The organism is Phytopseudomonas dryadis (assembly GCF_004327355.1).
GTDB lineage: Bacteria > Pseudomonadota > Gammaproteobacteria > Pseudomonadales > Pseudomonadaceae > Aquipseudomonas > Aquipseudomonas dryadis.
On the sequence record NZ_QJUM01000041.1, the window covers coordinates 24,943 to 38,362 of the forward strand.

Here is a 13,420-nt window from a genome sequence, read left to right on the forward strand (position 1 = left end):
CTACTCAAGCAGCGTGCAGGCCATTACCAGGGCGTCTTCGCGTCCGCCCGGCGCCGGGTAGTAGTCACGGCGCCGGCCGATCTCGTTGAAGCCGTAGCGCTCGTACAGACGATAAGCCGTCTGGTTGCTGGCGCGCACTTCGAGGAAGCACTCCCCGGCCTTGAGCTGCGCGGCGCGGCGCATCAAGTGCTCGAGCAGGCGCAGGCCCAGACCGCGGCCCTGGCTCTCCGGCTTGACGGTGATATTGAGCAGGTGGGCCTCGTCGATGATCACGTTGATCACCCCGTGGCCGACCTGCTGGCTGCCTTCGAACATCAGCCAGACTTCATAGGATTTCAGGCTGTCGAGGAAGATGCCGCGTGTCCACGGATGGCTGAAAGCGGCGTACTCGATCTTCAGCACGGCATCGATATCCGCCTCGGTCGCCCGGCGGAAGGAAATGGCATCACTCATAGCGCCGAACTCGCCCAGCGCTGACGCACCCGCTGCATGGCGTGCCACAGCTCGCGCTTGCGTGCCGGCTCGTCCATCAGCAACTCCAGCCCCGGCAGCGCCCAGGCGGCGCCCAGCCCCTCGATCCGCAGCTCGCGGTTGTAGGCCTCGGCATCGGCCTCGCCGGCGAAGCGGATAGCCGGCAGGCCGACCAGCCACAGGCAGGCGCAGGCCTCCTGCTCCTCGAGGCGCGCAGCGATGAAACTCTGCACGAAATCCAGCGCCGCCATCGGCCCCTGATCCATGTTGCCGCGCACCAGCAACGGCCAGCGCACCGGCTCGCCAATGATCTGCGGGCTGTCCGGCAGGCCGGCGGCGCGCAACAGATCCTTGAGCAGCAGGTAGGCCGGATCACGGCTCTGGAAGGGCTCGCCGGTAGGCAGCTCGACCAGCAGCGCGCAGCTGCCGGCACGCAGCAACTGCAGGGAGAAACGGGGTGGCGGCTGCGGCCGCTCGCGCGGCGCGGCCTCGCTTGGTGCCGGCGCCGCCTCGGCCTCACGGACCTTGGCGGAAGCGCCGGGCCTGGGCACCTCGACCCGGGGCCGCTCGCGCACCTGCTCGGTAGCCGGGGCCACCGCCTCGGCTACCGGCGGTGCGGTCGTCACCGCGGCCTGGGGCGCCTGCTCCGCCAGCGGGGCTGGCTGCGCCTCGATCGGCGCCAGCAGTTCCGGGCGCGAGGGCGCAGCGAACGGCAGTTCGACACGGGGCAGCCAACTGGCCACTTGCATGGCATTCAGAAAGGCGCGGCGGCGTAGCTCGGCATTCAAACGTCAGGTACCCGGCACATCGATTCTCGAGGGCGCTGATTGTCGCGTGAATCTCGCCCTGCGGGTAGTCCCATCTGCTCAGCCGGGCGCACAGGCAAGGCTGACGAAAGCCTGGGCGGCGAGGGAGCTGTACCAGCACATCCGCTATCGGCCTGGTGATGCGGGCCTCGGCGGTGGTGACGGTCTGACCAATCGCCATGGGATCGCGTGGACTATCCACACGGCGTAGGAGCCCCGATCTCGGGGCGATGCGATCGTAGTCATCCGGCAGGACCGGCAGTGCGACCGCCAATCGCCGGCAAGCCGGCTGCTACGGAACGTGGAAACGAAAAAGGATCGCCTCGGCGATCCTTTTTTCGTACAGCGATTGCGCAACCGTGCCTTACAGAGACTGATCCCAGGGACGGTCGCCGTGCTCGTCCTTGATCCGCGTCGGCAGGCCCATCGCGTCGAGCAGCTTGAGGAACGGCTCGGCCGGCAGCTCCTCGACATTGGCCATACGCTGTACGTCCCACTCGCCATGGGCGACCAGCAGTGCGGCGGCCACCGGCGGCACGCCGGCGGTGTAGGAAATGCCCTGGCTGTCGGTCTCGGCAAAGGCTTCTTCGTGGTCGGCGACGTTGTAGATGAACACCTCGCGCGGCTGGCCGTCCTTGCTGCCCTTGACCAGGTCGCCGATGCAGGTCTTGCCGCTGTAGCCCGGCGCCAGCGAGGCGGGATCGGGCAGCACGGCCTTGACCACTTTCAGCGGCACGACTTCGAGGCCCTCGGCGGTCCTGACCGGTTGCTCGGAGAGCAGGCCGAGGTTCTTCAGCACGCTGAACACGTTGATGTAGTGCTCGCCGAAACTCATCCAGAAACGCACATTGGGCACGTCGAGGTTCTTCGACAACGAGTGCACTTCATCGTGGCCGGTCAGGTACAGGTTCTGCGCGCCCACCACCGGCAGGTCGTCGGTGCGCTTGACCTCGAACATGCGGTTGCTCGTCCACTGGCTGTTCTGCCAGCTCCACACCTGCCCGGTGAATTCGCGGAAATTGATTTCCGGGTCGAAATTGGTGGCGAAATACTTGCCATGGGAACCGGCATTGACGTCGAGGATGTCGATCGAATCAATGCGGTCGAAATGCTGTTGCTGGGCCAGGGCCGCATAGGCGTTGACCACGCCCGGATCGAAGCCCACGCCGAGAATGGCGGTGACGTTCTTCTGCTGGCACTCCTCGAGGTGCTTCCACTCGTAGTTGCCGTACCAGGGCGGCGTCTCGCAGATCTTGCCCGGCTCTTCGTGAATGGCGGTGTCCAGGTAGGCCACGCCGGTATCGATGCAGGCACGCAGCACCGACATGTTGAGGAAGGCGGAACCGACGTTGATGACGATCTGCGATTCGGTCTCGCGGATCAGCGCCTTGGTCGCCTCGATATCCAGTGCATTCAGCGCGAAAGCCTTGATCTCGGCCGCCTGCTTGAGGCTGCCCTTGGCCTTGACGCTGTCGATGATGGCCTGGCATTTGGAGATGTTGCGCGACGCGATGGCAATACGACCGAGTTCGTCGTTGTGCTGCGCGCACTTGTGGGCCACCACCTTGGCGACACCTCCTGCACCAATGATAAGAACGTTCTTCTTCAATTGTTTCACCCCCTTGAACTGCGGCCTCAGGAGAGGCTGGACAGGTAATCGTCAAAGCCGAATTCACGAACCACCTCGACGCTGCCGTCGAGCTGCTTCACCACGATGGACGGCATTTTCAGGCCGTTGAACCAGTTTTTCTTGACCATTGTGTAACCCGCTGCGTCGATGAACGACAACCGATCGCCGATGGCCAGCGGACGATCGAACTGGTACTCGCCGAAGATATCCCCGGCCAGGCACGACTTGCCGCACACCATGTAGCTGTGTTCGCCCGTGCTGGGCGCCAGCTTGGCATTGAGGCGGTAGATCAGCAGATCGAGCATGTGCGCTTCGATGGAGCTGTCGACCACGGCCAGATGCTTGCCGTTGTACAGGGTGTCGAGCACCGTCACTTCCAGCGAGGCGCTCTGGGTGATGGCCGCCTCGCCGGGCTCCAGGTAGACCTGCACGCCGTACCTCTCGGAGAAGGCCTTGAGCCGCGCGCAGAAGGCGTCCAGCGCATAGCCCTCGCCGGTGAAGTGGATGCCGCCGCCGAGGCTGACCCACTCGACCTGGTGCAGCAGGTGACCGAAGCGTTCTTCGATGTGGCTGAGCATCTGCTCGAACAGGCCGAAGTCGGCGTTTTCGCAGTTGTTGTGGAACATGAAGCCGGAGATCTGCCCGATGACCGTCTCGATCTTGGCCGGGTCCCATTCGCCCAGGCGGCTGAACGGACGCGCCGGGTCGGCCAGCAGATAATCCGAGCTGCTCACCTGCGGGTTCACCCGCAGGCCGCGCACCTTGCCCTCGCTGGCCTCGGCGAAGCGCTCGAGCTGGCCGATGGAGTTGAAGATGATCTTGTCGCAGTTGGCGAGCATCTCGTCGATCTCGTCGTCGGCCCAGGCCACGCTGTAGGCATGGGTCTCGCCGGCGAACTTCTGCCGGCCGAGCTTGAGCTCGTACAGCGACGAGGAGGTGGTGCCGTCCATGTACTGCTGCATCAGGTCGAACACCGACCAGGTAGCGAAGCACTTGAGCGCCAGCAGTGCCTTGGCGCCGGAATGTTCGCGCACGTAGGCGATCTTCTGCATGTTGCCCAGCAGCTTCTGTTTGTCGATGAGGTAGTACGGCGTTTTGATCATTTCGCGATCCGTAATAAAGGTCGGCCAACAGGAGCCCGCCAGCCTCCCGAAAAAAGCGGACGCGAATTGTGCCGACAACCGACGCATATCGAAAGGCCATTGAGCATATTTTGTCCATGTTTGGATGTTTCGCCGGCGTCGCCCGGCCGCGCCGGGACAGCCGCAACGCTGCCGAGCATGCCCATGGGCCATGACCGGGGCATGACAGAGGGTGACGAGCGTCACTTAGAGCTTGGCGCCGCTTTCCCGTACAATCGGCGTTTTTTCGAAATCGAGCGACCGCCCCTGCGATGATCGACCCCAAACGCGTACTGCGCGCCCTCGCCGAACACTGGACGTTGCTCGAACCGCTCTGCGAGCGCTTCGACGCCGGCACCCTGAGCCTGGTGGAGCTGCGCAACCAGCTCAGCGCCCAGTTGCCGCCGCAAAGCACGCCCGTGGACGTCACCGCCCTGCTGGATCAGTGGATCCGCCTGGACATCCTGGTGCCGGTGGCCAAGAGCCCCAATCGCTTCGAGCTGAATGCGCAGATCCACGACTTCCTCGCCTACCTGCGCCGCGAGCACCGCCTCGGCCTGTGCCTGGAGATCGAAGCCTACCTGCGCCATCTGGAGCGTCTGGCCGGCTATATCCAGGACGCCTTCGAGGTGCGCGACGGCAACGACCTGGCCCGCCAGCTGCGCCTGCTCGACATGCGCGTGCGCGACGTGCTGAAGAAGCTGGCCAACGACGAACAGGCGCTGGTCGGCGTGGCCGAGCGGGCCAAGACCAGCGACCGGCAGATCCCCCTGCGCCAGCGTTATGCCGAGGTACTGGCGACCTGGGACGAATACGTCGAGCCGATGATCCAGCTGGTCGCCGCCGACGGTGCCTTCGAGCAGGGCGTATACCGGGTCGAACACGTGCTGCTGCGCCTGCTCGGCGAACAGCAGCGCCTCGGGCAACTGGTCGACGACGACCTGCTGCTGCGTACCCATGCGCGCATCCTGGAGATGCAGACCACCGCCCAGCTGACCCTGCGCAAGGCCCGCGAGCTGCTGCTGCCGCTGCGTGAGGAAGCGCGCCGGCACAACGCCGTGACCCGTGGCGCGGCCCTGGCCCTGTCGGTGATCCGCAAGAAGGGCCTGGACGCCGTGCCCCAGGCGGCCATGCCACTGTTCACCCGGCCGCAGAGCACCTTCCTCGGCAGCGCCTCCCAGGTCGAGGCCTATGTCTACGCCCTGGCCCGCTTCGAGGCCAAGCCCAACCACTTCCCCAAGGCCAGCGGCAAGCGCAAGGGCGACAACCCGCGCGCGCCGAAGACCGCGCGAGAAATGATCGAACGCTGCGAACAGTCCCTGCCGCTGCCCGACCTGATGGTCTGGCTGCTGGAGCAGGAGCCCGAGGGCGCCACCGACGAACTGCTCTACTGGTTCTCGCGCCTGTCGCGCGAAGGCCGCTTCCAGCGCGATCGCCTGGAGCGCCAGGTTTACCTGACCCGCGAGCACGAGATCAGTCTTGCCTCCTTTGCCCTGGTGGGCCGCCCCAATGCCTAACGCCCTCGTAGAGTGGACAACGCGCAGCTTGTCCACCATTGGACACCTCGAACTCTCAGGTGGAAAACGCTTCGCGGTTTTCCACCCTACGACTGCCTGTGAGCATTGCGTATGAATATCGACCTCAAAGAAATGACCCAGCTCGCGGCGATCTTCCGCGAGCTGTTCAAGGGCTACCACCTGTCGCGCAGCGAGCCCGAGTGCTACGCCCAGCTGTCCACGCTGCAGGATCAGTATCGCGCCCTGTTCAAGGCCCTGGGCTTCGAGCTGGTGTGCGATCCGCGCGGCTTCTATTACTTCATCCCCGAACAGGCCGCGGCCCAGGTCAACAAGACCGCCCAGCGCCTGGCGCTGTTCACCTTCATCCTGGTCGAGCACCTGGCCGACCAGGGCCGCGACCCGCTGTCGGTACTCGACGGCGGCAGCATCGGCCGCGATGAACTGCCGGCGCTGCTGGACAAGTACCGCGACCTGTTCCTGCAGGCCGAAGTCACCAGCCACGAAGAGCTCGAAGACAAGATCATCCGCCGCCTGACCCAGCTGGGCTTCGCCGAGGACAGCAACGGCATCTACCGTTTCCTGCCGCCGATGCACCGCTTCCTCGACGTCTGCCTGTCGGTGCAGCACGACCGCGACCTGGCGGCCAACCTGCACAGCGGCGACCTGTCGCTGCCGGCGCCGGTGCTGATCGACGACGACAGCGGTGACCCGATCATCACCCTCGACGATGCCGTCGAAGAATCCGAGGAAGAGGCCATGGCCCGCGCCATGGCCGAAGAACGCGCCGCACAGGAGAGTGAAGCATGACCCAGGAACGCTACGGCATCCGCCGCTTCGCCCTGCTCAACACCGCCGGCTACAGCCTCGGCCTGTTCCCTCTGGAGAACCCGCTGTCGGTGTATGGCGCCAACAACCTGGGCAAGTCCGCCTCGATCAACGCCCTGCAGTTCCCGATCCTGGCGCGCATGTCGGACATGAGCTTCGGCAAGTACAGCCTGGAACAGTCGCGCAAGTTCTACTTCGCCACCGACACCAGCTACATCCTCGTCGAAGTCGCCCTGCCCCATGGTCCCCACGTGATCGGCGTGGCCGGGCGCGGCCCGGGCGGCGGCTTCGGCCACCAGTTCTTCGCCTATCAGGGGCAGCTGGACCTGGATCACTACCAGAAGAACGGCACCTGCCTGCGTCAGCGCGAGCTGTTCGCCAACCTCGAGCGCGAGGGCCTCAAGGCCTACGAACTGAAGCCGGACGAGCTGCGCCGCCTGCTGGTCGGCGGGCATACCTCGATTCCCCTCGACCTGACCCTGATCCCGCTGCGCTCCACCAGCGAGCAGAGCCTGAAGACCTTCCGCGCACTGTTCATCAACCTGCTGCACATGCGCGAGATCACCGCGGCGAAGCTGAAGCAGCTGTTCCTCGATGCCTTCGAGCACAGCCTGCGCTCGGGCAGCGTCGACTACATCGCCGCCACCGAAGAGGCGTTCCGCGATGTGCGGCGCATGGAGCAGGACTACCAGGCGCTGGTCACCGCCGGTCCGCTGATCGAGGCCCTGGCCGCCGGCGTGACCCAGCGCGAACACCTGCGCGGCAAGCTGCACCGTATCTCGCCGCTGCTCGACTCGCTGCTCGGCACCTGGCAGGACTATGCCGGCGCCCGCCGTGAGGAACTGGTGATCCAGGCCGAGCATTACCGCAACGAGCAGGACGGCCTGCAACAGGAACAACGGGGCGGCACCCAGGAGCTGATGCGCCTGGAACGCGAACTCAGCGAGATCCAGCGCTGGCTCGGCGAACTCGCGGTACTGAAGAACCGCTTCGCCCTGGTCGACGACGTCAAGGTGCTCGAAGCCCAGTTGCTCGCCGCCAAGGACGCCCACGACGAATTGGCCGGCGCCCTGGCGCAGTCCCGACAATTCTCCAGCGAAGACCTGGACGAGCGTCTGCACGATCTGGAAAAACGCCTCAAGTCGGTCAAGCAGCAGCTCGACCACGCCGACAACAACAGCTACTCGCGCCTGCGTGAAGAATTCTCTCAGGCCGACGTCGATCGCCTGATGCGCCTGTTCAACGGCCAGCTGTTCAGCCTGCCGCTGGGCGAGAAAGGCATTCAGCTCGACGATGGCGACCTGTGGGTCAAATCCCTGGAGGCCATTCTCGACGGCTTCAAGGGCGAGCGCTTCCAGGTGCCCGGCCTGGACATCGACCTGTCGCACATCGAGCCGCCAGCCCTGCAGGCCCTGGCCGACCGCGCCGCGCTGCGCGACCAGAAGGACCGCCTCGAGCGCGAATACAAGCAGCTCAAGACCCAACAGTCGGTCGCTGCCGACCGCGCCGCCAGCAAGGCCCAGGCCGAACAGCTGTACCAGGCCGTGCTCGACGCCCAGAAAGCCCTGGAAGACTTCCGCCGCAGCCAGACCCTGGCCGCCGAGGAAGGCGGCAAGCTGGAACAACTGGCGCAGCTGGAAGCCGCCCAGGATGAACTCAAGCGCTCCAGCGACGCCTTCACCGAGCGCGTGCAGCAGTTGTCCGCCAAGCTGCAACTGGTCGGCCGCCAGCTCGCCGACCTGGAAGCCAAGGAACGCACCCTGGAGGACGCCCTGCGCCGCCGCCAGCTGCTGCCGGCCGACCTGCCGTTCGGCGCACCGTTCACCGAGCCGGTGGACGACTCGCTGGACAACCTGCTGCCACTGCTCAACGACTACCAGGACACCTGGCAGGGTCTGCAGCGCATCGACGGGCAGATCGAGGCGCTGTACGCCCAGGTCCGCCTCAAGGGCGTGGCCAAGTTCGACAGCGAAGACGACATGGAGCGGCGCCTGCAGCTGCTGGTCAACGCCTACGCCCATCGCCAGGACGAAGCCCTCACCCTGGCCAAGGCCAGACGTGCGGCGGTGACCGACATTGCGCGGACATTGCGCAATATCCGCAGCGACTACGACAACCTGGAACACCAGCTGGCGCTGTTCAACCGCGAGATCAACAAGCGCCAGGTCTCCAACCTGTCGAGCTTCCGTATCGTCCTGGCGCCGAACAAGGATGCCCTGCGCCATATCGACCAGATCATCCACAGCGCCGGCCAATACGAGGAAGGCGAAACCCTGTCGGTATTCGACCTGCAGCAGAGCAGCGACCAGGACGCCAGGAACGAGGAAGCCAAGGAGTACCTGGCGCGTCTGGTGGCCGCCAACCACAACCAGCTCGGCCTCAAGGACCTGTTCGAACTGGCCTTCGAGATCACCAAGGTGCACGGCGCGCCGGTGATCCACACCGACATCGATGGCGCCGCTTCCAACGGCACCACGATGACCATCAAGGCGCTGACCAACATGTACCTGCTGCTGCACCTGATGGATCGCGAGCAGGCCGGGCGCGTACGCCTGCCCTACTACCTCGACGAGGCCGCGGACATCGACGAACGCAACCAGCAGGCGCTGATCGAGACCAGCCTGCAACTGGGCTTCGTGCCGATCCTCGCCTCGGTCAAACCGCAGGTCTCGGCCCACGTGGCCATCGACCTGGAAGGCGGCAGCGGGCCCAATGGCATCTATATCGACGAAGCCGACTGGAAGTACATCAAGCGTCGTGAAGACAGCGCGGAACGTACCTCGACCGCACAGGAAGCGGCCGAACCGGCCTGATTCCACAACAATGAAAAGGGCCGCCCATGCGGCTAATGCCGATCAGATAAGGTTTTTGTAGAAGCAGGGCGCGCCTACGGAAGAGCGGCAAACCGCCGCTCCGTGTAGGAGCGTCGACCTCGGCGCGATGCGACCGTGGCTATACTTGCAAAAATCGCGGTATGGCCACCAATCGCCGCGGGGTCGCGGCTCCTACAGCGCCAGGGCAAACCGCCGTTTTGCGGGCCAAATGCTTAACTGACCGGCATTACGCTCATGCGGCCCTTTTCCTTATTGCGGCACTTATTGCGGCAAGGCGATCTTCGGCGCCCACTCCAGCCATTCCGGCTGCGCCTCGTCGAACAAGGCGAAGGTCTGCCCCGGGCGCGCCGCGTTGCCGGTCGGTTCCGGCGTGGCGAAGGCGACGCCGCCCTCGACCAGGGTCTCCAAGGACTCGGTACGCACCTTCACGCCCTTGAACAGGCCAGCATCGACACCGAAGCCCGAGCTGTTCCAGAAGCGGCTACCGGTGTGCACCAGCGCAGCATAGCGGGGCTCGATGAGGATATGGATCAGCACCCGGTCGGCCGTCGCCCCCAGCTCGTAGCGCGTGACCTTGCCCACCTGCACTTCACGGTAGGTCACCGGCACGCCGGCCTTGAGCGAACCGCGCCGTGCGGCGCTGAGCACAAGACGCAGTCCCGGCTCCTCGACGACCTGCTCGGGCGCCGCCGCCAGGGCGACGAAGCGGGTCTGGTGGCCACCCGCCTGCGTGCCCGGCAAGACTTCGATGTACTGGCCGGACACCAGGGTATCCAGGTTCGCCGCGCGGGTCAGGCTCAGTTCGGGCTTGACCACCCAGAATCGGCTATCAGGGCGCAGCACCTGCTTGGCAGCCGTGGTGATCCGGCCATGCAGCAGCACCGCCTGCAGATCCTCGGTCAACTCGACCCGCTCGATCTTGCCGACCTCCAGGCCCTTGAAACGGATCGCCGTGCCCGGCGCCAGGCCATCGCCACGCTCCACCCGGATGCTGATCTCGTCGCCCTGCCGCATGGCGCTGTCACGATCGGCGTATAGAGCGAAACGCTGTACCCGCTTGGCTTCGGCCGGGGCATTCAGGTCAACGGTCTCGAAGGTGATGCCGCCCGCCAACAGGGTCTGCAACGACTCGCTCTTGACCTCGACCCCGGACAGGCCACCCTTGAGGGTAATGCCGCTGGCATTCCAGAAACGGGTGGTGCGATTGACCAGCCCGGCGTACTCCGGCTCGATGTGCACGCCCAGCACCACCTGCTTGTTATCGCGCGACAGCTGGAAACTCTGTACCGAACCGACCTTCATCTGCCGGTACAGCACCGGGCTGCCAACGTCCATGGAGCCCAGGGTATCGCTGAACAGAACCAGGTGCAGGCCTTCAGCGCCCAGATCCAGCGGTGGCGCCTTGGTCCGGGCGACGAACTCGCGTCGCTGCTGGCCACCGATCTGTCCGGGGCGAATGGCGATGTAGTTGCCCTTCACCAGGGCTTCCAGGCCGGTGATGCCGGCCAGGGAAATCGATGGTTTGACCACCCAGAACTGGCTGTCCTCGACCAGGTAGTCCTCGGCCAGCGGATCCATGGCCAGCTCGGCCGTGGCGCTCTTCAGGTCCGGGTCGACTTTCAGGCTCTTCAGGGTGCCCGCCTGGATGCCCTTGTACATGACCGGCGTGCGCCCAGCCTGCAGGCCCTCGAAATCGCTCAGCTTGACCACGGCCTTGATCCCCGCCTGGGCCGCGTCGAAATCCTCGTAGAGCCGGAAGGGCTTGCTCGGATCGGTCGGCGGGCTGTCCTTGCGATGCTCCGGCGTGGCGAAGGCGATGCCGCCGGCGACGATGCTGGCCAGGGACTCGCTGCGAAACTTCACACCGGAGAAATTGGCATCGACGCTGATGCCGCTGGCATTCCAGAAACGTGTGTGTTTGCGCACCAGATCGGCATAAGCCGGCTCGATGAAGATCTTCACATCCACCGAAGTCTGATCGTCGGCCAGGGTGAAGCTCTTCACCCGGCCGACCTGGATCTGCTTGTAGAACACCGGGCTGTCCTTGTTCAGCGAGCCAAGCCGCTCGGCCTTCAGCACCAGGTGCAGGCCCGGCTGGCTATCCGACAAGGGAGGTGCCTGGGGCAACGCGGTAAACGCATAGGTGGGCTCGCCCGTACCCGGGCTGACGGCAATGTAATTACCCGAAACCAGGGTCTCCAGCCCGGTGATACCAGCCAGACTGACGCTCGGTTTGACCAGCCAGAAGCGCGTGCCCGAACGCAGCTGGTATTCGACGTCCTTGCTCATTTCCAGGGTCGCCACCACGCCCCGCTGCTCTTTGCTCTGGTCGAGCGCCAGGCTGGTCACACGGCCAATCGACATGCCCTTGTAGAACACCTCGGTCTTGCCGGCTTCGATGCCCTCGCCACTGGCGAACACCACCTGGATCTCGATCCCGGCTTCACTGTAGGCGCGCCAGGCCAGCCAGCCACCGATCAGCAGGGCGATCAGGGGCAACACCCATATCGCCGACCAGTTGGAAGCCGGACGAGTCCTGGCGGTTGGCAAATCATTCATGGTCGTCATCCGTGTTATCCCAAATCAGACGAGGATCGAAGGTCAGCGCCGCGAGCATGGTGAGGATCACCACGCTGGCGAAGGCCGCCGCCCCCATGCCCGGCTCGATGCTCGCCAGGCTCCCGAACTTGACCACCGCCACCAGGATGGCGATGACAAAAATATCCAGCATGGACCAACGACCGATCCACTCGATGAAGCGGTACATCAGAACACGCTGGCGTGCCGACATCGGCTGGTGCCGCTGAACCGAATACAGCAGCAGCGCGATACCGACCAGCTTGAACGTCGGCACGACGATACTGGCGATGAACACCACCGCGGCGATCGGCAGCATGCCATGACCGACCAGTGTGACCACGCCGGACATGATGGTGTCCGACTGGCCCTGGCCCAGGGCATTGACCGTCATGATCGGCAGCATATTCGCCGGGATGTACAGGATGGCGGCGGTCAACAGCAGCGCCCAGGTGCGAACCAGACTGTTTGGCCGGCGCGCATGCACCTGTCCACCACAGCGCGAGCAATACTGGCGCTTGAGTTCCGGCTCGTGCCGGTTGAGCTGATGGCATTCGTGACAGATCAGCAGCCCCGCATCAATGGCGCGCATCGGCGGCCTCCCCCGATAACGCTTCCCAGATCTGGTGAGGTGACATGGTCACTTCCAGCCACACCTGCACCAGCAGCAGGGCGATGAAACAGAACAAGCCGAATCCCAGCGTCAACGCAGCGATATCGGCCAGTTTGACGATCGAGACCAGAATGCCCATCAGGTACACCTCGAGCATGCCCCAGTCCCGCAGGTGGTGGTAAATGCGGTAGAGCAGCAGACCGTAGCCGCGCCCGACAGCCAGGCGAATGCTCAACAGAACCAGCAACTGGCAGAGCAACTTGAGCAGCGGCACCGCCATGCTGCAGAGGAAGACCACCACCGCGACCTCCTGCATGCCACTGTCATAGAGACCCAGCACGCCGCTCCAGACGGTATCTTCGCTACGCTGTCCGAGCAGGCTCAGGTGCATGATCGGCAGAAAGTTGGCCGGAACGTAAAGCAGCAAGGCCGCCAGAACCAGCGCCATGCTGCGTCGCACGACCTGATGCCGGTGGCTGTACAACTCGTAGCCACAACGCGGGCATTCGGCCCGCTCGCCGTCGGCGATGTGCGGCTTACGCATCAGCAGATCGCATTCATGGCATGCGATCAGCTCCGCCAGAGGTAGCTCTGCCAAGGACTGCTGCTCGACCAACTCAGGCATGGGTGACGCTCTCGAAAAGATCGGATCATTCTAGCGGCACTGCGTGAAAAAGGCCTCGGCATTTCAACCCGTAGCCCGGGTTGAGCGCAGCGATACCCAGGAAAGGCCATCAAAGCCAAAGCCTCTCGCGCGTAGGGCAGGCCTTTGTAGGAGCCGGCTTGCCGGCGAGCCACGGTTCAAGAGCATCGCGGGCAAGCCGGCTCCTACGTGCAACCTATAGCCTGTCGAGAACGTGCCCGATCCCTGCCCGTCGGCCTTCTTTTTCCCCGCCCACAAAGACGAAACCCCAGACCTCTGTCGAGATCTGGGGTTTCTGGTAGAAGCTTGACGATGACCTACTCTCACATGGGGAAACCCCACACTACCATCGGCGATGCGTCGTTTCACTACTGAGTTCGGGA

At 64.6% G+C, this 13,420-nt stretch carries 10 protein-coding genes and 1 rRNA gene; 3 read left to right on the plus strand and 8 right to left on the minus strand.

Annotation, left to right across the window (positions count from 1 at the left end; all coding sequences use genetic code 11):
• From rimI to DNK34_RS23835, 4 genes are all read right to left on the minus strand, one after another.
• Window positions 1-453, minus strand: a complete 453-nt coding sequence (gene rimI, locus DNK34_RS23820) for a ribosomal protein S18-alanine N-acetyltransferase (RefSeq protein WP_131177779.1) — start codon at window positions 451-453, stop codon at window positions 1-3.
• The gene (locus DNK34_RS23825) at window positions 450-1,259 is read right to left on the minus strand and encodes an energy transducer TonB (protein WP_131177778.1); all 810 of its coding nucleotides are present in this window, start codon (window positions 1,257-1,259) and stop codon (window positions 450-452) included. Before DNK34_RS23825 ends, rimI begins: the two co-directional genes overlap by 4 nt.
• Window positions 1,260-1,641: 382 nt before the next feature.
• Window positions 1,642-2,886, minus strand: coding sequence for a saccharopine dehydrogenase family protein (locus tag DNK34_RS23830; protein WP_131177777.1), 1,245 nt, complete (start codon window positions 2,884-2,886; stop codon window positions 1,642-1,644).
• Between the two features lie 26 nt (window positions 2,887-2,912).
• Entirely contained in the window at window positions 2,913-4,010 is a 1,098-nt protein-coding gene (locus DNK34_RS23835; protein WP_131177776.1) for a carboxynorspermidine decarboxylase, read from the minus strand.
• A gap of 290 nt (window positions 4,011-4,300) precedes the next feature.
• Here DNK34_RS23835 and mksB point away from each other — a divergent pair, with 290 nt between their 5' ends.
• From mksB to mksF, 3 genes are all read left to right on the plus strand, one after another.
• Entirely contained in the window at window positions 4,301-5,545 is a 1,245-nt protein-coding gene (mksB, locus tag DNK34_RS23840; protein WP_131177775.1) for an Mks condensin complex protein MksB, read from the plus strand.
• A gap of 111 nt (window positions 5,546-5,656) precedes the next feature.
• A complete protein-coding gene (mksE, locus tag DNK34_RS23845) occupies window positions 5,657-6,352 on the plus strand; it encodes an Mks condensin complex protein MksE (protein WP_131177774.1) in 696 nt (231 codons plus the stop codon).
• On the plus strand, window positions 6,349-9,183 hold the full coding sequence (mksF, locus tag DNK34_RS23850) for an Mks condensin complex protein MksF (protein ID WP_131177773.1): 2,835 nt from the start codon (window positions 6,349-6,351) through the stop codon (window positions 9,181-9,183). Before mksE ends, mksF begins: the two co-directional genes overlap by 4 nt.
• A 282-nt stretch (window positions 9,184-9,465) precedes the next feature.
• On the opposite strand, the gene DNK34_RS23855 is transcribed toward mksF, so the two are convergent.
• The 4 genes from DNK34_RS23855 to rrf all read right to left on the minus strand — a co-directional run.
• Window positions 9,466-11,763: a PqiB family protein gene (locus DNK34_RS23855; protein ID WP_131177772.1), complete on the minus strand. Its 2,298-nt coding sequence runs from the start codon at window positions 11,761-11,763 to the stop codon at window positions 9,466-9,468.
• A complete protein-coding gene (locus DNK34_RS23860) occupies window positions 11,756-12,373 on the minus strand; it encodes a paraquat-inducible protein A (RefSeq protein ID WP_131177771.1) in 618 nt (205 codons plus the stop codon). Before DNK34_RS23860 ends, DNK34_RS23855 begins: the two co-directional genes overlap by 8 nt.
• Window positions 12,360-13,019 (minus strand): paraquat-inducible protein A, encoded by a 660-nt coding sequence (locus tag DNK34_RS23865; protein WP_131177770.1) that lies wholly within the window; start codon window positions 13,017-13,019, stop codon window positions 12,360-12,362. Before DNK34_RS23865 ends, DNK34_RS23860 begins: the two co-directional genes overlap by 14 nt.
• A gap of 322 nt (window positions 13,020-13,341) precedes the next feature.
• A 5S ribosomal RNA gene (rrf, locus tag DNK34_RS26030) occupies window positions 13,342-13,420 on the minus strand; the annotation flags it as partial.

Bases quoted from the DNA above. Each gene is read 5' to 3' on its own strand.
- rimI (WP_131177779.1), bottom strand. From the start codon at position 453: ATGAGTGATGCCATTTCCTTCCGCCGGGCGACCGAGGCGGATATCGAT.
- DNK34_RS23835 (WP_131177776.1), bottom strand. From the start codon at position 4,010: ATGATCAAAACGCCGTACTACCTCATCGACAAACAGAAGCTGCTGGGC.
- mksB (WP_131177775.1), top strand. From the start codon at position 4,301: ATGATCGACCCCAAACGCGTACTGCGCGCCCTCGCCGAACACTGGACG.
- mksE (WP_131177774.1), top strand. From the start codon at position 5,657: ATGAATATCGACCTCAAAGAAATGACCCAGCTCGCGGCGATCTTCCGC.
- mksF (WP_131177773.1), top strand. From the start codon at position 6,349: ATGACCCAGGAACGCTACGGCATCCGCCGCTTCGCCCTGCTCAACACC.
- DNK34_RS23855 (WP_131177772.1), bottom strand. From the start codon at position 11,763: ATGAATGATTTGCCAACCGCCAGGACTCGTCCGGCTTCCAACTGGTCG.
- DNK34_RS23860 (WP_131177771.1), bottom strand. From the start codon at position 12,373: ATGCGCGCCATTGATGCGGGGCTGCTGATCTGTCACGAATGCCATCAG.
- DNK34_RS23865 (WP_131177770.1), bottom strand. From the start codon at position 13,019: ATGCCTGAGTTGGTCGAGCAGCAGTCCTTGGCAGAGCTACCTCTGGCG.